Genomic DNA, 21727 nt, shown 5'->3' with positions numbered 1-21727 from the left:
TTTGTGGGGCTGCCCCTCCCTTCGGGCTCGGGTCGGGCTGTGCGGGGGCTCGCAGTTCTGCTCGGCCCTGCGCTTTTTCGCTTTGCTCAAAAGCTTGGTCTGGCCTGCGGCCACCCCCTGCCATCCCTCAGCCGCGGCGCTCTGGGCCTGTAGGACGCCAAAACATCTAGGCGGATTTTAGTGGGCGGCCCTTGGGCCGCTGCTCGCCCACAGGGCTTTCTATTGGCCTAGGGGCCTGCAGGGGTGGCCGAAGGCCAGACCAAGCCAGCTTGCTGGCGATGGGCCGAGCAGACTTGCGAGCCCCGCAAGGGCCCGGCCGCCAAAGGCGGCAGGCCCCAAAAAATATTCACATCTCTATTTTGAATCCGTATAAATTTACTTTAATAGATTAAAAATTATATTTTTGCGCCTAAGCCGATTAACCCTTAGTGCTCAAAGACATTTTGCCCAACCTACTAGCCAAGTATAAAGCTTGCCACTCCTTATGAAAAAATTCTTCAACTTCTTTACCCAAGAGATTGCGATCGACTTGGGGACTGCAAATACACTTATCATCCACAACGATCAAGTAGTTGTAGATGAGCCCTCTATTGTGGCCGTAGACCGCAATACCAATGATGTTATGGCCGTAGGAAAAAAGGCCATGATGATGCACGAAAAGACCCACCAAAAGATCAAAACCATTCGCCCATTGAAAGATGGCGTAATTGCTGATTTTGAGGCGGCGGAGCGCATGATTCAGGGGCTAATTGATATGATTCCCAACCGCCGAAAGCTGCTTCGCAGCATGCGCACGGTTATTTGTATTCCTTCTGGCATTACCGAAGTAGAAAAGCGTGCTGTTTTTGATTCAGCCGAGCATGTGGGGTCTCGCGAAACCTACCTCATTCACGAGCCTATGGCTGCTGCTTTGGGGATTGGTTTGGATGTGACCGAGCCTGTTGGTAACATGATTATTGATATTGGGGGAGGAACGACCGAGATTGCAGTTATTGCTTTGGCGGGTATCGTTTGTGACCAATCTATCCGTACGGCTGGAGATGAGTTTACCTTTGATATTGTCAACTATATGCGTCGCGAGCACAATCTATTGATTGGAGAGCGCACAGCCGAGCAAATTAAGATTCATGTAGGTGCTGCAGAGCAAAACCTAGAGGAACCGCCTGCGGATTATCCTGTAAATGGTCGAGATTTGATGACGGGAATTCCCAAGCAAATTATGGTTTCTCATAAAGAGATTAGCCGCTGTTTGGATAAATCTGTGGCCAAAATTGAGGAGGCCATTTTGAAAGCCTTGGAGAGTACCCCTCCAGAATTGGCGGCGGATATTTATCGTACAGGCCTTTATTTGACTGGTGGAGGAGCGCTTTTGCGTGGTTTGGACAATCGCATTAGCAAAAAGACCAAATTGCCTGTACACATTGCCGAAGATCCACTTCGCGCGGTAGTGCGTGGAACGGGCATTGCCTTGCAAAATATTGCAAAATTCTCTTTCCTCATTTCTCAGAAGAGCCTCTAAGACGAAGATGTTGCTAGAGAATTATAGTGGACTATAATTCTCCAAAAAATAAAGCGTGTCGGAGCGGTATAGGCTGGTCCGACACGCCCTATTTATTGCCTATTATGAATAAGTTTAGCCAGCTCATTATTCGCTATCATGGTGTTTTTGCCTTCTTTATCTTAGAGTTGATTGCGCTAAACTTTTACTTTAGCCAAAATGCAACTCCAGAAAAGACGGCCTTTCTTAGTTCTGCCAATCGCATGGTGGGGGGAATTTACGATTACCAAAATCGTTGGTCGCGTTATTGGAACCTCTCTGCGGTGAATGATTCTTTGGCCCAAGAAAATGCCCGACTAAAGATGCAGCTGCCCAGTACGCAGTTTTCGCATTTACTCGATTCGGCCACAGTGGGGGCTGAGGATAGTTTAAGTGAGCAGCAATATCATTATTTGGCTGCTACGGTGGTCAATAATAGCGTGCATCAGCAAAAGAACTTCCTGACGCTCAATAGAGGGAGCAAGCATGGGGTGCGAAAAAACACCGCTGTTTTGGCCAATACGCAAAAAGGGGCGGTGGGGGTCATTCGGGCAGTTTCTACGCATTATGCTTTGGTCATGTCTATACTCAATACGGATAGCCGCATTAGTAGCCGCATTGGCAGCAACAACTATTTGGGGGTACTGCGTTGGGATGGCCAAGATCCTCGCTACATGCAACTGCATGATATTCCCAAGCATTTGGCCCTCCAAAAAGGAGATAGCGTTTTGACCAGTGGCTTTTCTACGGTTTTTCCCAAAGATATTTTCTTAGGGAAAATTGATAGCTTTTATATAGAGCCTGGTAGTAATTTCTACAATATTTCGGTTGAATTGACCAATGATTTAGGCCAGGCCGATAAAGTTTATATTGTGGACAATATTCTGAGAGACGAACAAATTGAATTAGAAGCTTCTATCCATGAGCAATAACCTTTTTGGCATCAATATTTTCCGCTTTATCTTTGTTTTGTTGTTGCAGGGTCTGCTCTTCAAATATGTAGATTTCAAGCTGATTGATATTTATATTCACCCGCTTTTTGTCCTGCTCCTCCCCCTCGAAATTCCAATGGTCTTGGCCCTTGTTTTGGCTTTTGCCCTTGGTTTGGGCGTCGATACCTTCCTCAATAGTTTTGGGCTACATGCGGCCGTGATGGTTGCCCTAGCCTTTTTGCGGCCACTCATTTGCGCCATCATTGAGCCCAGTTCGGGCTATGAGCCAGGCCAACTCCTCAGCAAAGAAAGTCTGGGCCGCAGTTGGATCATTCAATATACCGCCCTGATGATGGGCGCCTACATGATCATGGCCACCCTATTAGAAGATCTCAGCTTTAGCTGGTTGTGGTTGGCCCGCTGTCTGCTCAGCTTTGTCATTTCCTTTCTATTTGTCCTGCTCTATCAGTTTATATTTAGAGTAAAGGTCTAGATTTTTTGGGGCTGTCCCTCGCCCAAGGGCTCGGGTCGGGCTGTGCGGGGGCTCGCTGCTCGCTCGGCCCATCGCTTTTTTCGCTTTGCTCAAAAAAGCTCGGTCTGGCCTTCGGCCACCCCCTACCATCCCTCAGCCAGTCGCTGCGCTCCTCTAGGGCCAAACTTATATGGCCCTAAATTCAACAAAATCTTAGAATAAAAGCTTAGTTTTAGCAATAAACCCTTTTAAAGCTTTTAGTTCTATGCGTTTTTTTGATTATCTTCTGTTTATGTTTTTGGGAGCTTTGGCTGGAGCGGCAGGCTACCATTTCTTTGTTGTGGGCCAAAATTTAGAAAAAAGGGATCCTATGCCTCAGGCCAAGCAACAAATTTTGCTGGAGCGCATTAAAGAAGTAGCCAAATTGGTTACCGTAGAGGGCGAATTTTCTAATGTGCATGAGTACAATAACTTTTATGCCTATGATATTAGTCCACTGCGCAAAAAAGCATTGGTAAAAGTCAAGGCCAAGGTGGCTGTAGGCTACGATCTCAGTCAGTTGAACTGGGAGGTAGATGAGATCAATAAGATTGTACGGGTGCGCAATTTGCCCGATCCTCAGATTTTGTCTATTGACCATGATTTAGAGTACTACGACATTCAAGAAGGGGTCTTTAACGCCTTTAATGAAGAGGAGCTGACGAGCATCAATGTCGTTGTCAAAAAAATGCTACGCGAAGAAGCCCAAGAAAGCGAACTCATGGCCAAAGCTCGGCGAGAAGGTTTGCGCAATTTGGGCCTCATCAAACTCTTGGTAGAGCAAAATGGCTGGACCTTTGAGGCCGTCAGATCCGCCCCCAAAAACATAGAAGATCAGCAGAAAGCAGCTCCCTCGGCAGACTCTCTGATTAGAATAAAAATTCCTCCCCTTTCTGAAAAAAAGGCCACTCAAGGCCTAGAATAAAATCCCCCAACTTATGAATGGTATTCAGCAAATTGATTTAAGGTCCCTAAAAAAATGGCAGGCCCAAGAGAAAAACTTCATTTTGGTCGATGTTCGAGAAGCACATGAACATGAAGAATTTAATATTGGAGGGCAGTTAGTGCCCTTATCTGATTTAGGTGCTTTTATTGAGCGCGTGCCGCCCAACAGCTGTCTGGTCCTTTATTGTCGCAAAGGATTGCGCAGCCAATTGGCCATACAAAGAATAAGGGGCCTGCGCAAAGACTTAGTTTGCTACAACCTCTTTGGTGGCATTTATGAACTGATGAACAGTTAGAGCGGGCGCAGCCCGCTACGGCTGAGGGATGGCAGGGGGTGGCCGCAGGCCAGACCGAGGCGGCAAAGCCGCCGCAGGGCCGAGCGAACAGCGAGCCCCCGCACAGCCCGACCCGACCGCAGGGAGGGGCAGCCCCAAAAAAAGAAGAACTAAAAAGAAAAAACTCAGAAAAGAGTGTATCTTTGTGCTTTCGTAAAGCCCCACCGCTTGTTCAGCAAGTTCAGTGGGGGATCAAATCACAGGCTTAAATTTTACAGACATGCCCGTAAAGATTCGTTTGCAACGCAAAGGACGCAAAAAAGCTCCTTTTTATCACATCGTTATTGCTGACTCTCGTGCTCCCCGTGACGGTAAGTACATTCAGCGCATTGGTACTTACAATCCATTGACTGTACCTGCTACAATCAATGTTGATCGTGATGCCGCTTTTGACTGGTTGATGAAAGGTGCACAACCTACCGACACTGTTCGTGCCATTTTGAAATTCAAAGGTGTATTCTACAAGAAGCACCTTCAGCGTGGTGTAGCTAAGGGTGCTCTTACTCAAGAGCAGGCTGATGCTAAACTAGCGCAATGGGTGGAAGGCAAAGAAGCTGTGGTAGAGTCTCGTCGTGAGCAAACCAAGCAGCGTCTAGAAAAGCAACGTCAGATGATTTTTGGAACGCCTCCTGCCAAGCCTGAGCCTAAGGTAGAGGTTGCTCCTGAAACCACTGAGGCTGAAGCTTCTACTGAAGAAGGAACTGATGCAGAAGCCTAGGTCATTGTGACTTAAGACAAAGGGGATAAGCTTAAAGCTTATCCCCTTTTTTTGTGGGTTTAGTATTCTATTCGGCTGGGTAAGTTGGGGCTGTTTTCTTCATTTTCGCTTTCTCTTTTGAGGGCGCTACTGGCGTCTACTCGCCAATCATTATCGAAAGTGAGATTATAGAGAATTTCTAGGTTTTCGCCATGTTTTGAAGAGCTGTGCCAGCTTCCTTTTTGCTTCTCCATACTTTGGATCACATCAAAAAGGGCCAATTTAATTTTCATAATGGCTTTGCGATCAATGGCATAAGCTCGGCGGCCATTAACTTTCTCTTGGGTGCGCCATTCTAGATAGGCGATATCGGAAGCGAGGCGGCGGAGTTCGTCTTCTTTTTTCATATTGAAGCCGCCTTCTCCTTGCCAGGCGAGGTTTTCGGGATAAGCCATGCAATTGCTCAGGGCTTGGGCGGCATCGGCCACTACCCCACCCATTTGGGCTTGTTGGCCAAAGGGTTGTTCAAAGCGTTGAGTTACATAATTGATAATGGCTCGGTAGCGACGGTTGGTTCGGCGATTGATAGGGTCTAGCCAAGGGGCTTGCGCTTGGGCTTCGTAGCGATAATTGGCCCAGGCGAAATAGAGGGTTTGCCAATCTTCTTGGCCCAAGCCCTCTAGTTTTTCTTTTTTGAGTAAAAGCTGGGCATCCTCAAATTTTTCCTTTTTGAGTAGGCTTTCCAATTCCTCTAACAGCTTTTTTCGGGGTTGTCCATTAAGTTTAGTATTTTGTTCTTGAGCGTAGGCAATAAAGGCTAGCATCTGCTCCTGATAATCGCTAACGATATAGGCTTCGGGATCTTTTCTCTTTTTCAAAACACGCTCATCTAGGGCCAACTGGCAACCGCCATAAATAGCCTTGAGCGTTTGGTCTATTTCTGGTTCAATTTCGGCCGGACTCTCATCGGGCGTACAGATTGGAAAGCCTCCATTAAAGCGTTGGGGCTGTGCCCAAAGGGCCATAGAACAGCCCAAAAATAGGATTAGAAAACTAAGGTGGCGAAGCATCATAACTAATTATTCGTTAAAAACTCATCATGAACTCATTTAGCAAGAGAGTTCAACTTAAAAGGGGACTGCAAAATAAGAACGTCTGCCCAAAATAAAAAATTACCCCTAAGCTAGGCCTAGAGGTAATTTTAAAATGGATTATGCTGGGAAATTATCCCCCAATTGTGGGAGGCGCTTCTTGCAATTCCTGAGCTGTTTTTTCGGTATAACCTTCAGGGATAGTCATATCAAAATTACTGCTCAAAGGAGTAGATTTATCAATTTCTGTAGCCAACATAGAGAACTTCCCCTCCGGGCTGTCCACCTCGATCCCTAAAGGAAAGCCCCCTAGTTTTTCACTAACTTCCGACATAAAAGAAACTGCACTTGCATCAATTTTATCGGTCAAGTAAATGGCTACTTTAGTCGTTGGATCTTTAGGATGTTGAGCAAAGACCTTACGGCATTTATAGCCTGCAATTTCTTTGTCGCCTCCTTTTACATCCTTAAACTCTGTAGCAATTTTGTCTAAATTAGTCATTTCCTTCTGTACCTTTTTGATATCTTCTGAAGGAATTTTCATAGCGGTTTTTTCGCCCATCATCTGAATCAAAGCCAAACCTTTGCTGCTGCTACTGCTCATAATGAGATCTCCCATCATCAAGCCGCCCATAACAGCTCCTGTTGCTCTTAGGTCGCCCTTATGAAAGACCAATTTGAGCGTAGAATTATTGACCATAGAAGCCTGAGGGTCCTTACTTTCTTCTACATTAAGGGTATAGGTAATGCTCCCCTTATCCATTTTCTTAGAACGGAAAAACTGCGCTTGGGTAGAAGGAAGGGAAAAAACAACCGCAAAGAGCAGGAATAAAACTGAATTTCTCATAGAATGGAATATAAAATGGTAGTAAAATATCTGTTTTAGAGGCCAAAACCACCACCTAAGCCTTGCATACCGCCTAGCTCCTCAAGGGTCGTTTTTTCATAACCTTCTGGAATGCTGCGATCAAATACCTCTGCTTTAGGTGGTTTATTTGAAATCTCTTCAGCCTCAAAAACCAACTTGATTCCTCCTTGGCTAATTTCATACCGAAGTGGAAATCCATCCAAACCTGGAAGCTGTTCTTGTATTTGGCTTTGCCCTGCAGGCTTAATTTTTTTAGTCACATACATGGTTAACGGCTCATCTACACCAGGCATTTTTACCTCTACCTTGTTACACTTATAACCTGCAATTTTCTTCCGCTTGCGCTTAAAGTACTTAAATTCTGGCTGGCTAGCTCCCACATTTTTTTGCTGGGCTTTCATCTCTTCTATCTGCTCTTTGGTCAACTCTACCGCCATGTTTTTTCCCATCATTGGAATCGACATCAGCATCAAGCCAGCCTGAGCCTCATTATCCATAATGATGTTCATGTTCATCATGCCACTCATCATATTGATTGAGGTTTTCACCTGACTGCCCAAAAAATACACCTTCATCTCCGAACCGTTCAACATCGCCGCCATAGGGTTTTCTTCCTCCCCTGCCATATTCATCGTATACTTAATATAACCCTCGGTCATTTTCTTCTGGGCCATCAAAGAGGTTGTGCCCAAACCTAAAAATAAAATGAGGCTAAAAATAGCTAATTGTGCTCTTCGCATGAATACTTCGTTTTCTATTCGAGCCCTAAAGCTCTTGGTTTTACAAATAAAATAATTCTGTTTTGGGGCTGCCCCAGCCTGCGGCTGGGTCGGGCTGTCTCGCAGCTCGCAGGTCTGCTCGGCCCTGCGCCGCCAAAGGCGCCTCGGTCTGGCCCTACGGGCCACTGCTGTCCATCCCTCAGCCTGCGGGCGCTTCGCGCCCTGTCCCCTCCAAAATCAACCAATTTTAGATGCTCCAAAATACAACCAAAATCGACTATTTACTTAACAGACTCATAAATTATCTGGTTCCAAATTGATTTTTAAGCTTTTATCACAAATTTATTTTTTTTGTCAAAAAAAAAGGAGTTACCTTTGTGACCCAAATCACATAAAGCAGAGATATCCAACCACCAATTCCACAGAACTTTTTTTTTGCACAAGAAAATTCTATCCATTAGCATGATCTCTTTAATGCTTTTATTTTTGGCGTTTTTCGCCCAAATCCCCCAAGATACCGCCCCTAATCAAGATATCCCCCGCCTAAAAGAAGGCGAAAAAGCTCCCCTCTTTAAAATTGAGGATGTATATGGCAAGCAATTTAAACTTAAGAAAATTCTTAAGTCTAATGAAAAGACTTTACTCGTTTTTATGCGTCACGCTTGGTGCCCAGTTTGCAATCTTCGCTCTCACGAATTGATTGATAATTACAAAAATTTGCAAGCAGCAGGTTACGAAGTTGTGGTTGTTTATGAATCTAAGCAGGAAGCACTCCTCCGCTATGTAGAAGACCATCAACTGCCCTTCAAAGTAATTGCCGACCCTCAGGGGCTTCTTTATAAAGAATATAAAGTAGAACGCAATGCAGAAAAACTAAAGGCTTCTTTGAAGCGTAAGGAAACTTTGGAGCATATTGAGAAAGGTAAAAACATGTACAAAAAAGAGTTCAAGTCTTATATGGCAGAGGGCGAAAGCGTAGATGCCCTCATTCCTGCCGATTTTGTCTTGGACCATAAAGGAAAAATTATCAAGGCCTACTATGGCCAATATCTAGATGACCATCTTCCATTAGAAGAATTGGTCCAAACAACTCTTCAAGACACTAATTCCCATTAGTCTGCTTCCCCTCTAAATAGTTGATAGGTGCTAAGCCTACAAAATGTTTAGAAGAACAAGGTTGAACCAGCTCTCCCTAAGGGCTGGTTCTTTTTTGGCCCAAAAGGGACGCTTTGCACTCTAAAAGGAGCGAAGCGACGCGGCTGAGGGATGGATAGCAGTGGCCGCAGGCCAGACCCAGGGCTTTTGAAGCAAAGCGAAAAAGCGCAGGGCCGAGCAGACCTGCGAGCTGCGGCACAGCCCGACCCAGCCGCAGGCTGGGGCAGCCCCAAAAAAAAAATTTAATAAAAATGTGACCTTACTGTGACTATGGTATCTATAGGACAGAACAAATTAAACTACTTTAGCAGAGCACTAACAAACAATTAACAAGTTAAGTGCATTATAATCAAAGAGTTTAATAAAATTATTTATACACCATACAGTTCTTAAAATTAACAAGTAAGAATGAACAATCTAATCTTAATCTTAACTAGCCTTTTTCTTTTTGCTAATCCAGCAGCACCTCTTTCAGAACGTTTGCACAATGGCGATGAAGCACCTCTATTTAACACCAGAGATGTTCGAGGCGAAAAACTAAAATTGCGCAAACTCCTCAAGGAGCAAGATCGGGTTCTTTTGGTCTTTATGCGCCATGCTTGGTGCCCTGTTTGCAATCTTCGCTCGCATGAATTGATGGAGCGTTACGAAGAACTCAAAGCGGCAAATTATGAAGTTGTCGTGGTTTATGAATCCCCTCAAGAGCAGCTCATTCGATATGTAGAAGACCATGAACTGCCCTTTAAAGTAGTAGCAGATCCTTCTGGAGAATTGTACCGCTCGTATAAGGTAGAGCGCAATCCCGAAAAGATGAAAGCAGCTATGCAAGACAAAAAACTTTTGGCCCATATTGAAGAGGGTAAAAAGAGCTATAAAAAAGATTTCAGAAGCTATATGGCCAAGGGAGAAAAGCCTGATGCATTGATTCCTGCTGACTTTGTCTTGGATCATGACGGCAATATCTTAGAAGCCTATTATGGCAAAACCTTGGATGATCACTTGCCCTTAGAAAACTTGCTAGCGGCTAAAAAATAAGTTTGTCCACAAAAAAATCCTAATCGCAAAACGATTAGGATTTTTTTTATGCCTTCAAAAGCGGTAATAATTTATCGACAATTTGTTGGGGGGAAATACTGGCCATGGCCTCTTCATAGCCCTTAAACATTTTGCTGCCATTTCTGGAGCTGGGCAGCATGGGAAACTGCTCATAGTCTGGCAAAAGGGCATGCGCCAAGGGTTGGCGCCAAGGGTAGAAACCAAAAGCGGGATGGCTCGCTCCCCAAAGCGAAACAATGGGTTTTTCAAAAAAGGCGGCCATGTGCATATTGGAAGAATCCATAGCCAAAAAGGCGGATAATTGACTCATTAGGGCCAATTCATCAGAGAGGGAAAGTTGGCCAGCGACAATATGCAATTGTTTAGACTTTGTGACAGGCCATAGTTTAAACTCCTGAGCTTCAGATGGTCCACCAAACAAATAGATTTGCAAATTTGGGCAGGCGGCCAGCAAAGTTTCTAGACTTTGCTGCATGAGTTCCAACGGATAAGTTTTGCCAGCATAGCGAGCCTTGGGCGCCACGCCCAATTTGGGGCCTTGGGGGGCTAAAAAAGGGGCCAAAGCTGTTGTTCCCTTAAAGACGGGGGGGGCTAGCTTGGCCGATAAATCGATGGGGAAGCCCAATTTGGCCAAGACATCGGCATAGCGCAGATGATGCGAGCGCAAATAATGAATATTTTTATGGGCTTTTGGGGCCGCTAATTTTTTTTTGGCCCCTCTTTCCTTTTGCATTTTGGCCAAGGGAATGCCCCAGGACCAAGAAAGCAGTGGGCCAAGAACTTGCGTGCGCAACACATTGTGCATATCGGCAATAGCTAGCGGTTTTGGTCCTTTTTGCAATTCTTTAGACAAACGCCAAAGCCCACCCAAGCCCTGATAATCTTTCTCTAGATCAATACCTACAAACTCTAGGCGATCAATAGGAGCAAAAAAGGGGGCAAAGGCGGGTCTAGACAATAGCCGAAAGCGCAAATCGGGATATTGAGCCAAGGCTTGTCGCAAAACGGGTTGCAACATGGCCACATCCCCCATAGCCGAGAAGCGCAGGAGCAAAATTTCTTTCAAAATTAGGCCTTTTTCTGGTAGAGCACAGGGTTGAGCTGTGGATCGTTATACATTTTCATTTGGCGGTACACCTTCATTTGTTTTTCGCCTTGGGCCAATTCTTCTAGCAGCTGATCGATAGCGGTAGAGAGATCTTCTCTTTGTTCGAGCAGGATAGCTAATTTTTGCTTACAGCGAGCTTGCTGATCCATAGGCGTATCTAAGCGTTCGGCTTCGATAGCCATGTGATAGATTTTTAGGGCCAAAATAGATAGGCGATCGATGGCCCAAGCGGGGCTTTCGGTATTGAGGCGATTGCTTTTGGCGGGAACCGCTGCAAATTTGGCCAAGAAATAATCATCAATGCGTTCTACGGTATCGGTGCGCTCTTGATTGAGGGCATCGATACGGCGTTTATAGCTCAGGGCCAAACTGGGCTCAATTTCGGGCTCGCGAATAAGGTCCTCTACATGCCACTGAACGCTATCGATCCAGTTTTTTTGGTAGAGTAAATACTCGATAGTATCGGCAGAATAGGGATTTTTTCCTTCTTGATCGACCTGGTCCAAAACATGGTAAAAAGCGACCACCTCATCAAAGATTTTGTTGGCTGACTGACTGAATGATGACATATATAGTAGTATTTATTTCCTAGAATGAGCGCAAAGATAATGAACTCCTGCTAAAAGGAAGGCCTAATCTAATTTTTTAGGTTGTACAGGGGGCGAAGCCCCCGCAGGCTGAGGGATAGTAGGCAGTGGCCGAAGGCCAGACCGAAGCGCGTAGCGCTGAAGGGCCGAGCGATCAGCGAGCTGCCGCATAGCCCGACCTGAGCGAAGCGAGGGGCAGCCCCAAATTGTTAAAAATGCTTTAAATTTTATTTAGACTAATAATAAATAATGTATAAAAACTTAGCTTGGCGGCCATTTCATGTTTATACAAGAATGCGGATTAAACTACTTTTAGCTTTAGGCATTCTAAGCACACATCAAAAAAATAATCAAATGAAAAAACTGTTATTTATCCTCTTGGCGATTTCTGTTTTAGCAATTTCTTGTGGCGAAAAAAAGGAGGGCCGCAGAGGGATAAATTATGACGAATTGAAGGGCAATTTGCAGCTCACGGAAGAGCAGAGCAGTCAATTTGATGCGGTTACGGCCAAGTATCAGAAAATTGGGGAGGAAATGCGTGCGGCGGCCAAGGCTGAGGGTGGAAAATTTGACCGCGTGGAGGCTTTTAAGAAAATGGAGGAGCGCAACAAGCAGCAGGCCGAAGAGATGGCGGCATTTTTAGATGAGGGGCAACTTAGTACCTACAAAGCGTTTATGGAAAAGCATGCCCGCAAGCGCCCTAGATATAATGATGAGACCTTGGCCAAAATCAAGGCAGATTTGGCTTTGACCGAAGAGCAAGCTAATGTATTGGAGGCTGCCAACAATGCGTTTGAGAAATCTTTTCACGATGCGCATGATATTTATCATGGCAATAGAGAATTGGCGCAAGAGTATTGGATAAAATTTGATGAAGAGCGCAAAAAAGCCATGAAAAGCGTACTTTCAGAAGAGCAATATGCGCAATTTTTGGAGTTGGTCAAGCCTTTTGATCGGAGCAAAATCAAGGAGTAAGCCTTAATAAATATTCACGATAGAACTCATTTGCATGAAACTCAAAAAAGCCTTATTTCCCAAAAAGAAAAAAAAGGAATCTTGGTTTAAATACATCTCTGGAATTTTGCACCTTTGGTTGGGGCTCCTCTCCTCTTTGGTTGTTTTTATTATCTGTTTATCGGGCAGTATCTATGCCTTTAAGACGCAGATCAATGACTATTACAATGCGGAGAAAGTTTTTGTAGAAGCGCCAGCCCAGCCCCAGGTAAATATTGCGGCTATAGAAGCTTTATTTGAGCGGGAGGGGCGAGAAATCACGGCCATAGTGATTCCCGAACAGCCCAATAGGAGTTATAGCATTAGTTTTCGGGAGCAAGGCGAAGAACAAAGCAAAACCCAGTATTTTGATCCTTATCGGCAACAACTTTTGGGGTATCGGTCCATCCAATTGGATGATTTTTTTGAGTTGATTTTGAGTTTGCACAAAAGTTTATGGATTCCAGGCATCGGAAAGCAAATTGTGGGCATTAGCAGTTTGATATTTTGTCTGCTTTTGCTTTCTGGTTTGGTCCTTTGGTTTCCGAAAAACATGCGCAATTTAAAGCGTGGCTTTTACATCAAATTCAAGGCGAAGTTTTACCGCATCAATTATGATTTGCACAAGGTGCTTGGCTTTTATAGTTCCTTGCTCTTGCTTTTTATCGCTTTGACGGGGGCCTATATTACTTACCCTTGGATGAAAAACGTCTTTATTGTGAGTTTGGGCGGACATGCTGTGGCCAGTGAAGCCGCCAAGGAGGAATTGTCGGAAGATTTTGATGCCGTTTTGAAGCAAATGTTGGCCAAAGAGCAAGATAAAAAGCAAATGGCGGAGCTTTCGGCGGTTTCCTTTGATTCGATTTATCACTTGACGAATAAACAACTGCCTTATGCTGGGGCCATCTCTATTGTGGGGCCCAACGATAAGGAAAGCGAATTTAAGGTGACCAAGCTCAATACGAGCAATTTATTAGGCGCCATTTTGCCCGATGAACTGGCCTTCAATAAAAAAGGAGAACTGAAAAATCAGGCGCTGTTTGCCGATCAGGCTTTGCACAAACAGTTTATCGAAATTGCCAAGCCTTTGCATACTGGAGAAATTCTGGGCATCAAAAGCATTATTCTCTATTTTATTATGGCCCTAATCGGCTGTTCTTTACCCATTACGGGCTTTATTTTCTGGTGGAAGAAAGTGAAGTAAATTGGAAAGAGGAAGCTAGCAAATTGCTAGCTTCCTCTTTTTCGTTTTAGAACATAGGAAATTCGGGTTGATTCCCCAAAATATCCTCAATTTGAGTTTTTAAATCCTCTGTAAATTGAGGCAAAAGCTCCAAAGCGGTCAAGGTTTCGGCCAAATGATGCGGCTTAGAAGCCCCTAAAATAACCGTACTTACATTGGGGTTATTGGCGCACCAAGCAATAGCCAATTTGGCCACAGAGGTCCCCATTTCATCCGCCAGTTTTTGGAGTTGGCGCACCTTATCCAAGCGCTCAGGCGTTAATGAGCGCTCTTTGAGCCACTCCATGCCCTGCAAGCTCAAGCGGGTGTTATCTGGAAACTCCTTGAGGTATTTATCGGTCAAAACCCCAGAGGCCAAAGGCGACCAAATGGTGGTGCCCAGCCCCACTGTTTTATAAATTTGGGCATATTCTACCTCCACTTTTTCTCTATGAAACATATTATATTGCGGCTGCTCCATTGTAGGCCCAATCAGGCGATAATCTTTGGCCACCATATGCGCTTCCATGATTTCTTGGGCCGACCATTCTGAGGTTCCCCAATACAAAATTTTGCCCTGTTGGATGAGCGTATTCATGGCCAAAACGGTCTCTTCAATGGGTGTTTCTTTATCTGGACGATGACAGTAAAAGAGGTCCAAATAATCAACTTGCAAGCGCTTCAAGGCGGCCTCACAAGCTTCTACCAAATGCTTACGGCTCAGGCCTCTTTCATTGGGCAATTTATTCCCATCGCCAAAAAAGGCTTTACTAGATACCAAATAGGAAGAGCGCCGCCAGCCCATTTTCTTCAAAATATTGCCCATCACTATCTCCGATTGCCCATTGGCGTAAATTTCGGCATTATCAAAGAAGTTGACGCCCTGCTCATAAGCCATTTTCATCAATTCTTCGGCCACATCATCCCCAATTTGATTCCCAAAGGTAAGCCAAGAGCCCAAAGAAAGCGCACTAACTTGCAAACCCGATTTTCCTAATCTGCGATATTCCATTTGTTTAGTTATTCTGTTGATTACATTAAAATAAAATCAAAAAACAAGGCGGGCCCAATCTTGTTTTAAAAAGCCGTACCTTTGCCCCATTCTTAGACCTAAATTAGGAATTTTACGCATGAAACACCTTATCGCACCCTCTGTTTTGGCTTGCGACTTTGCTCGCCTACCCGAAGAAATTGCCCTACTCAATGACTCTGCAGCCGATTGGATCCATCTCGATATCATGGATGGCCGCTTTGTCCCTAATCTCACTTTCGGCATGCCCTTGGTCGAGGCCATCAACCGCCTAAGCGATAAAACCCTAGATGTACACCTCATGATGTTGGAGCCCGAACGCTATGTAGAAGCCTTCCAAAAGGCTGGAGCCGATTGGATTTCAGTACATTACGAGGCTTGCCCTCACCTTCATCGCAACCTTCAACAGATTAAAGCCACTGGCGCCAAAGCTGGAGTGGCCATCAATCCACATACGCCCGTAGAGGCTCTTTTTCCCGTGCTAGAAGAGATCGATTTGGTCATTATTATGTCGGTTAATCCCGGTTTTGGCGGCCAAAAGTTTATCTACCACAGCATCGAGAAAATCAAAAAACTCAAGGAGGAAATTATTATCCGCAACCTCCCCACCCTAATCGAAGTAGATGGAGGCGTAGGTATGCAAAATGCCCAGGTCCTCTTGCAAGCTGGGGCCGATGTCCTTGTAGCCGGCAGCGCTGTTTTCAAAGCGCCCGATCCTAAAAAAGCCATTCAGCAACTTAAAAATATTGGCGGTTTAGCCCTTTAAATTGATTTTTTGGGGCCTCCTGCCTGCGGCCGGCGCTACGTTTCGGGGCTCGCTGTTCGCTCGGCCCTTCAGCGCTACGCGCTTCGGTCTGGCCTTCGGCCACCCCTGCACATCGCTAGGCCGATACTGTAGGTTAAAACCCACAGCAACTGTGGTATCGCTTTGCGATTATATATAAATGAGGGGTGAAACCCTCATGAAATTAACTTGTCCGCCACCCTTTATTAAAAGGATAGAAGGCGCACTCAATTCTCTTATTCTTCAATTTGATCGTTTAGTTTATGCGCATTATATTCATGGGAACCCCCGATTTTGCAGTTCCTAGCCTACAAGCCTTGGTAGAAGCCCCCGACTTGGAGGTGGTTGCCGTTGTGACAAGTACCGATAAATGGGGCGGCAGAGGCAATAAAACCCTTTTGCAATCGGCTGTAAAAAAATACGCCCAGAGCCAAAATATTCCCGTTCTACAACCCGAAAAATTTAGAAATCCCGATTTCCTAGAAGAACTCCGCAGTTATAAAGCAGACCTGCAAGTCGTGGTCGCCTTTAAAATGCTGCCCAAAATGGTTTGGGATATGCCTAAATTGGGAAGTATGAACCTACACGGTTCTCTTTTGCCCAAATACAGAGGCGCAGCCCCCCTCAACTGGGCCGTCATTAATGGAGAAAAAGAAACGGGCCTGACTACCTTTTTGCTCCAACATGAAATTGATACGGGAGAACTTTTGTTGCAATATAAGACCCCTATTGGTCCAGCAGAAACCGTAGGCGAGCTACACGACCGCCTAATGATTGCTGGGGGCGATTTGGTGCTGCGCTCGGTCCGCCTCCTCAAAACTGGCAATTATCAAACGCAGCCTCAAGTGGAAACCGAAGTTTGTCATGCACCAAAAATCTTTCATCAAGATTGCTTGATTAACTTTCAGCAACCCGCCCAAAAAGTCTTTGACTTTATTCGTGGGCTTAGCCCCTACCCTGTTGCTTGGACCAAAGTAGGAGGCAAAAAACTTAAAATTTACCGCAGTCAAATCATCTTTGCAGAACAAAGCGCTAGCCCTGGCAGCATCTGGACCGATGGCAAAAAGTTTTTGCGCATTGCCGCCCAAGGCGCTTGGCTCGATATTTTAGAGCTGCAAGCCGAAAAACGCAAACGTATGGATGTGCAAACCTTCCTCAATGGACAGGAATGGAATGCCAGCGCGGTCGATCCACTCGACTAAAATTCGCTTTGCGCCCAATCCTTGATTTGAACGCATAAAAAAAAGCAAGATGTCAAAAACAATACTTTGGACCGCTATCGGCCTGCTTACTGTAGGCCTCAGTATCTTCTTTATTCGACCTGATTTTTTGGGCATAGCCCCAACAAACTCGCCCTTAACAGAAACTAACATTGAGGAAAACCTTAATGAAAATCGAGGAGCAGAAAAAAAGCGAGATGCCGATTATGTAGATCCTCGTCGGCCCAGCTTGCGCAAAACTGATTTAGAAGCAGAGCGCCAAGACGATGGCAGTATTGTGATGTATGCCGATGGCTATGAGGAAGATGATTTTTCCGCTTTTGAAGAGCCCGAAAGCATGTTTGAAATTGAAGGCGGAGCTGCCCAACAGTCGGTGGGTGGACTTTGGGATATTTTTCTGGAATTAAAGTTTGATTTGGGGCTCGACCAAAGTTTGGAAGAAGTCATTATGCAGCCGCTGTTCACTAAAGCCATTCGGGCTTATGACAAACAGACCATAGAAATTGAAGGCTTTATTATTCCACATGATATTGTGGCCCAAACCATGGGCCCCGGAGATGATGGAACAATGTTTATGCTTTCGGCCTTTCCCACGGCCAGTTGTTTCTTTTGTAAGGGTGCTGGACCAGAATCTGTGATGGAGGTTTATCCCAAATCGCCCATTCCTTACAGTCAGGGCAAAGTAAAGATTCGGGGGCGTTTGGAATTAAATGAATTTGACTTCTTAAAAATGGCCTATTTGCTGCGAGATGCAGAAATCGTCCGAGAGTAAACAAAAATGGCTGCCGAGTTTTCGGCAGCCATTTTTTATTGGTCCTCGCTCAACACAGGGTAAATAAGTGGCCGAGAGGGGGCGGCATCTAGCTCGAAGGCGGGCACCCCCAATTGTAGCCAATAATCGCCATCAAGGGCAGCATTGGGCACATAGATCAATTCTGTGATGCTGGCCCCAAAGCGGGGCGCCTCTGGATAATTCCAGAAAGCTTTATGGGCCAAAAGGGCGCCTCCATCCTCTTCTGGATCTACCGAAGGGGTATCAATGAGAAGATGCGGGATATTCGCTTGGCGGATGAGCAGCATGGCCTCCTCTTCAATAAAGACGGGATCGCTGCCCGAATAATTTCGGCTAATTTTTTCTTCCTCATTGGGGAGGGTGCGGATAATGAGGGCCGTATTGCTGGGCCAGTTTTCCAGTTTAGGCGCCAATTGATCGGCCGTAATTTGCCATTGGCCATTTTTGGGATTGGGCAAAAAAGAATGCAGGCGGGCCCAGCCATTAAAATTGCTTAAACAAGTTCGGAGGCTGTGCTGTTCTGCCGAAATGTGGCCCAGGCATTCGGTATGGGTGCCATGGCCGTGGGGATTAAAAGAGACATTAAAAAAATTGACTGAGCTGCCCATTTTGACCGAGCCGACAAAACTACCGGCCCTAACGGGTTCCATTTCGGGCCAGCCACAATGCCAGGCGCGGGGATTTTGGGCCGAGGCCGAAAGCGGGCGGGCCAAATCATAAAAAAGTTGAAAATCGATCTTTAGCGATCCTTTTTCGGGATGTTCTATTTTAGCAATCATTATCCGTTTCTTTTTTCTAGTTTTGTGGGCTTCCTACAGGCGGCGAAGCCGCCGCAAAGGAGCGAAGCGACGCGGCTGAGGGATGGGCAGCAGTGGCCGCAGGCCAGACCAAGGCGCGAAGCGCTGAAGGGCCGAGCGACCTGCGAGCCGCGACACAGCCCGACCCGACCGATAATTTAGGAGGGTTTTAACCCTCATTTTGTCTAGCTTCGCAAAGCGATATCGCTTTGCGCTGGGTTTTAACCTAACGGGAGGGGCAGCCCCTAAAAATCCTCAAAAAAATTGAAAAAATCTTGTTGAGCGGGAAAAAATATGCTGCGGTTCATTAGTTTCAATAAAAATTGAAACTTAGGAGAGGCTTGAGTGTTAAAGAGAAAGCTGGTCCTTTTGGGCCGAGGATTTTAAATAGAAAATTATGGATTTCATACAGATAAGAGATTGGGGATTTGGATTGGAAGCGATTGCGGAAGAGCAGCCGATTTTGATATCGGGTCCTTGTAGTGCCGAGACTGAAGAGCAATTGTTGCGTAGTTGTTTGGAGCTGGCGCAAACTGGGCAGGTGCATATTTTGCGGGCGGGCATTTGGAAGCCTAGAACGCGGCCCAACTCCTTTGAAGGCGTGGGAAAAGAGGGTTTAGTTTGGTTGCAAAAGGCCAAGGAATTGACGGGATTGCCGATTTGTGTGGAAGTAGCGCAGCCCGAGCATGTAGAATTGGCTTTGGCGGCTGGGGTAGATATTTTGTGGATTGGGGCGCGGACCAGCGTTAATCCTTTTGCGGTGCAAGCCTTGGCGGAGGCCTTGGCGGGCAAAGATGTGCCGGTGATGGTCAAAAATCCGATCAATCCAGATTTAAAGCTTTGGATGGGAGCCATTGAGCGTTTTTACCAGCAGGGGATTCGAAAAATAGCGGCTATTCATCGGGGATTTTCGGTTTATGGGGAGCAGCGTTACCGCAATGCGCCCATTTGGGAGTTGCCGATTGAGTTGAAGCGGCAGTGGCCCAATTTGGAATTGATTGGGGACCCCAGTCATATTGCGGGCAAGCGAGAGTTGCTGGGCGAATTGGCGCAGCAGGCCCTCTATTTGAACTTTGACGGTTTAATGATTGAGAGTCATTGCCAGCCCGAACAGGCTTGGAGCGATGCAGCTCAGCAAATTAATGCGGCAGATTTGGAGCAACTTTTAGGGAATTTAGAGCCTTTGCGTGCAGCATCTTCTGATCCCGATTTTCTTTGTCATTTGAATGAACTGCGCAAAGAGATTGATTATTTGGACCATCAGTTATTGAAAGTTTTGGCTAGGCGGATGCAGCTTGTTCGGCAGATTGGGGAATACAAATATGAGAAGCAAATTAGCATTTTGCAATTGGAGCGTTGGGCCGAAATTTACAAAGATCGTTGTGGGCAGGCGCAGGAGTTGCAATTGGCCCAAGAATTCATCAGTTTATTGATTCAGGCCATTCATCAGGAGTCCATACGCCAGCAAGAGGCTGTTTTTGGGAGCAGTCGCATTTTGGATCGGCTGCAAAAAGCTTAAAGGCTTATTGTTTTACAGCTGTTTTTTTGTTGCTTTTATGATAGTTTCCTATTTTCCGAACAACTTTTAACAAAGGATTAAGCCAATGTTAACTAGTTAATTAGGGGACTAATTAAACCGCCTCTAATTTATTATTTTTCAATAAATTAGAGGCTTTTACATTTTATTTACATTCACAGAGGGGTTTCCCTCTTTTAGAGTCAAAGCAACATGGATATTTTAAGAGGCCTTTTGGGGATTGCGGTCTTATTACTCATTCTATTTTTGGCATCCAATAACCGCAAAGCGATTGATTGGAAGCTAGTGGGCGTTGCCCTCTTTTTTCAGATTATACTGGGTGTCCTCATTATGTATGTGGATGAAGTTCGGGCTATTTTCGACTTTCTCTCTGGTTTTTTTGTGATGGTCATTGAGTTTACGGATGAGGGAGCAGCCTTAGTATTTGGTGGCTTGCTCAATACACAATCGGTGGGCTATATCTTTGCAGTAAAGGTATTGCCCACTATTATTTTCTTCTCGGCCCTTTCGGCTATTCTCTATTATCTGGGCATTTTGCAGGCCATTATCTATGTTTTGGCTTGGGGGATGAGCAAAGTCATGCGTTTGACAGGAGCTGAGAGTTTGGCGGCTGCGGCCAATGTTTTCATTGGACAAACCGAGGCGCCTTTGATTATCAAGCCTTATTTGGACAAAATGTCGAAATCGGAGCTCATGTGTTTGATGGTTGGCGGGATGTCGACCATTGCGGGGGGCGTACTTGCCGCTTACATTGGCTTTTTGGGCGGCGATGATCCAGTGGCTCGTCAGGAATTTGCCACGCATTTGCTCACGGCCTCGATCATGTCGGCACCAGCGGCTATTTTGGCGGCCAAAATGCTTTATCCAGAAACCTCGGAAGACATCAATAGAACGATTAGCATCCCTAGAGAGCAGGTGGGCGACAACCTACTCGATGCCATTTCTAAGGGCACCACAGACGGTCTGCGTTTGGCGGTTAATGTAGGGGCCATGTTGCTCGTTTTCACGGCCCTAATGGCCTTACTCAACAGTATGGTTAGTGGCACTATTGGAGAATTGGTTGCTTGGTCTGCCGATAACGGAAGCTTTCAGTTTTTTGGCGGAAATGACCTACCAGCCAATACCGTTTTGCGTTGGAATGCCGAGGCAGCCAATTGGTTGTTGATGCAGGAAAACAATCCAGAAGTAGCTGGAAAAGCCTTTGATGTACAAGGCATCACGCTTAATATGTATATTGAAAAAAGCACAGCGGGCCGTTTTACGGGCTTCAATTTGGAGTATATGTTGGGAATTTTGCTCTCTCCTATTGCTTGGCTTTTGGGCACCCCTTCAGAGGATATGGTTGTTATTGGGCAGTTGTTGGGTAAAAAGACGATTCTGAATGAGTTTGTCGCCTATGCCGATATTCCCAAAGTAGAGCATATTATCAGTGAGAAATCTAAAATCATTGTCACTTACGCCCTTTGTGGTTTTGCCAACTTTGCCTCTATTGGTATTCAGATTGGGGGAATTGGCGCTATTGCTCCGGCTCGCCGCAAAGAGCTTTCTACCTTTGGCGTTAAGGCCTTAATTGGGGGAACAATTGCTTGTTTTCTAACGGCTACTATTGCGGGTATGCTCATTGGCAGCTAAGCCCAATTTGTTGAATTTTAGGATGCAGCTCCAAAGCAATTTTTTGTTTTGGGGCTGTTTTTTTTGGGGGCCTGCCGCCTACGGCGGCCGGGCCAGACCGTGGCTCGCAAGCCTGCTCGGCCCTGCGGCAGCAAGCTGCCTAGGTCTGCCGCTTCGCGGCACCACTACAGGCAGCTAG

General features: G+C 45.7%; 22 protein-coding genes. 15 read left to right on the top strand and 7 right to left on the bottom strand.

The genetic code is table 11. From position 1 onward, the window contains the following. Positions 1–484: 484 nt before the first annotated feature. The 6 genes from PPO43_RS13330 (at position 485) to rpsP (ending at position 4978) form a co-directional block, all read left to right on the top strand. Entirely contained in the window at positions 485–1519 is a 1035-nt protein-coding gene (locus PPO43_RS13330) for a rod shape-determining protein (RefSeq protein WP_272618583.1), read from the top strand. Between the two features lie 104 nt (positions 1520–1623). After that, the gene (gene mreC / locus PPO43_RS13325) at positions 1624–2469 is read left to right on the top strand and encodes a rod shape-determining protein MreC (RefSeq protein ID WP_272618581.1); all 846 of its coding nucleotides are present in this window, start codon (positions 1624–1626) and stop codon (positions 2467–2469) included. Then, positions 2459–2962, top strand: a complete 504-nt coding sequence (locus PPO43_RS13320) for a rod shape-determining protein MreD (RefSeq protein ID WP_272618579.1) — start codon at positions 2459–2461, stop codon at positions 2960–2962. Before mreC ends, PPO43_RS13320 begins: the two co-directional genes overlap by 11 nt. Positions 2963–3206: 244 nt before the next feature. After that, complete coding sequence (locus PPO43_RS13315) at positions 3207–3905, top strand: DUF4230 domain-containing protein (RefSeq protein ID WP_272618577.1); 699 nt, start codon at positions 3207–3209, stop codon at positions 3903–3905. Positions 3906–3918: 13 nt separating this feature from the next. After that, complete coding sequence (locus tag PPO43_RS13310) at positions 3919–4221, top strand: rhodanese-like domain-containing protein (protein ID WP_272618575.1); 303 nt, start codon at positions 3919–3921, stop codon at positions 4219–4221. Between the two features lie 259 nt (positions 4222–4480). Then, entirely contained in the window at positions 4481–4978 is a 498-nt protein-coding gene (gene rpsP, locus PPO43_RS16225; RefSeq protein WP_336298910.1) for a 30S ribosomal protein S16, read from the top strand. Between the two features lie 59 nt (positions 4979–5037). Here the strand turns inward: rpsP and PPO43_RS13300 are convergent, their stop codons facing one another. The 3 genes from PPO43_RS13300 to PPO43_RS13290 all read right to left on the bottom strand — a co-directional run bounded on the left by PPO43_RS13300 (position 5038) and on the right by PPO43_RS13290 (position 7656). Continuing rightward, positions 5038–6030, bottom strand: a complete 993-nt coding sequence (locus tag PPO43_RS13300; protein ID WP_272618573.1) for a hypothetical protein — start codon at positions 6028–6030, stop codon at positions 5038–5040. A gap of 151 nt (positions 6031–6181) precedes the next feature. Beyond that, entirely contained in the window at positions 6182–6895 is a 714-nt protein-coding gene (locus PPO43_RS13295) for a DUF4412 domain-containing protein (RefSeq protein WP_272618571.1), read from the bottom strand. Positions 6896–6930: 35 nt separating this feature from the next. Beyond that, positions 6931–7656, bottom strand: a complete 726-nt coding sequence (locus tag PPO43_RS13290) for a DUF4412 domain-containing protein (protein WP_272618569.1) — start codon at positions 7654–7656, stop codon at positions 6931–6933. A gap of 441 nt (positions 7657–8097) precedes the next feature. On the opposite strand from PPO43_RS13290, the gene PPO43_RS13285 reads away from it, so the two are divergent. After that, positions 8098–8751, top strand: a complete 654-nt coding sequence (locus PPO43_RS13285) for a peroxiredoxin family protein (protein ID WP_272618567.1) — start codon at positions 8098–8100, stop codon at positions 8749–8751. A gap of 447 nt (positions 8752–9198) precedes the next feature. After that, positions 9199–9825 (top strand): peroxiredoxin-like family protein, encoded by a 627-nt coding sequence (locus PPO43_RS13280; protein WP_272618565.1) that lies wholly within the window; start codon positions 9199–9201, stop codon positions 9823–9825. Between the two features lie 46 nt (positions 9826–9871). On the opposite strand, the gene PPO43_RS13275 is transcribed toward PPO43_RS13280, so the two are convergent. Continuing rightward, positions 9872–10912 (bottom strand): glycosyltransferase family 9 protein, encoded by a 1041-nt coding sequence (locus tag PPO43_RS13275; protein ID WP_272618563.1) that lies wholly within the window; start codon positions 10910–10912, stop codon positions 9872–9874. Between the two features lie 2 nt (positions 10913–10914). Next, entirely contained in the window at positions 10915–11523 is a 609-nt protein-coding gene (locus PPO43_RS13270; protein ID WP_272618561.1) for a DUF4254 domain-containing protein, read from the bottom strand. 372 nt (positions 11524–11895) lie between these two features. Between PPO43_RS13270 and PPO43_RS13265 the strand changes: the two genes are divergently transcribed. Further along, positions 11896–12516 carry a hypothetical protein gene (locus PPO43_RS13265; RefSeq protein WP_272618559.1) on the top strand — a complete coding sequence of 207 codons (621 nt, stop codon included), beginning with the start codon at positions 11896–11898 and terminating at the stop codon, positions 12514–12516. Positions 12517–12550: 34 nt separating this feature from the next. Then, positions 12551–13738, top strand: a complete 1188-nt coding sequence (locus PPO43_RS13260) for a PepSY-associated TM helix domain-containing protein (protein ID WP_272618557.1) — start codon at positions 12551–12553, stop codon at positions 13736–13738. Between the two features lie 46 nt (positions 13739–13784). On the opposite strand, the gene PPO43_RS13255 is transcribed toward PPO43_RS13260, so the two are convergent. Next, positions 13785–14768, bottom strand: coding sequence for a potassium channel beta subunit family protein (locus tag PPO43_RS13255; protein WP_272618555.1), 984 nt, complete (start codon positions 14766–14768; stop codon positions 13785–13787). Between the two features lie 118 nt (positions 14769–14886). Between PPO43_RS13255 and rpe the strand changes: the two genes are divergently transcribed. The 3 genes from rpe to PPO43_RS13240 all read left to right on the top strand — a co-directional run bounded on the left by rpe (position 14887) and on the right by PPO43_RS13240 (position 17562). Then, positions 14887–15552, top strand: a complete 666-nt coding sequence (gene rpe / locus PPO43_RS13250; protein ID WP_272618553.1) for a ribulose-phosphate 3-epimerase — start codon at positions 14887–14889, stop codon at positions 15550–15552. A 281-nt stretch (positions 15553–15833) separates the two neighbouring features. Next, positions 15834–16772, top strand: a complete 939-nt coding sequence (fmt, locus tag PPO43_RS13245; RefSeq protein ID WP_272618551.1) for a methionyl-tRNA formyltransferase — start codon at positions 15834–15836, stop codon at positions 16770–16772. Between the two features lie 49 nt (positions 16773–16821). Beyond that, on the top strand, positions 16822–17562 hold the full coding sequence (locus PPO43_RS13240) for a hypothetical protein (protein WP_272618549.1): 741 nt from the start codon (positions 16822–16824) through the stop codon (positions 17560–17562). A 35-nt stretch (positions 17563–17597) separates the two neighbouring features. On the opposite strand, the gene PPO43_RS13235 is transcribed toward PPO43_RS13240, so the two are convergent. Then, on the bottom strand, positions 17598–18362 hold the full coding sequence (locus PPO43_RS13235; protein WP_272618547.1) for a cyclase family protein: 765 nt from the start codon (positions 18360–18362) through the stop codon (positions 17598–17600). 415 nt (positions 18363–18777) lie between these two features. Here PPO43_RS13235 and PPO43_RS13230 point away from each other — a divergent pair, with 415 nt between their 5' ends. Beyond that, positions 18778–19899, top strand: a complete 1122-nt coding sequence (locus PPO43_RS13230) for a chorismate mutase (RefSeq protein WP_272618545.1) — start codon at positions 18778–18780, stop codon at positions 19897–19899. A gap of 210 nt (positions 19900–20109) precedes the next feature. Then, the gene (locus tag PPO43_RS13225; protein ID WP_272618543.1) at positions 20110–21549 is read left to right on the top strand and encodes a NupC/NupG family nucleoside CNT transporter; all 1440 of its coding nucleotides are present in this window, start codon (positions 20110–20112) and stop codon (positions 21547–21549) included. The last annotated feature ends 178 nt before the right edge of the window (positions 21550–21727 follow it).

This window comes from Saprospira sp. CCB-QB6 (assembly GCF_028464065.1).
In the GTDB taxonomy this organism is placed as follows: domain Bacteria; phylum Bacteroidota; class Bacteroidia; order Chitinophagales; family Saprospiraceae; genus Saprospira.
The sequence above is the reverse complement of the archived record's forward strand: the minus strand, read 5'-3'. Positions and strand labels throughout refer to the sequence as shown.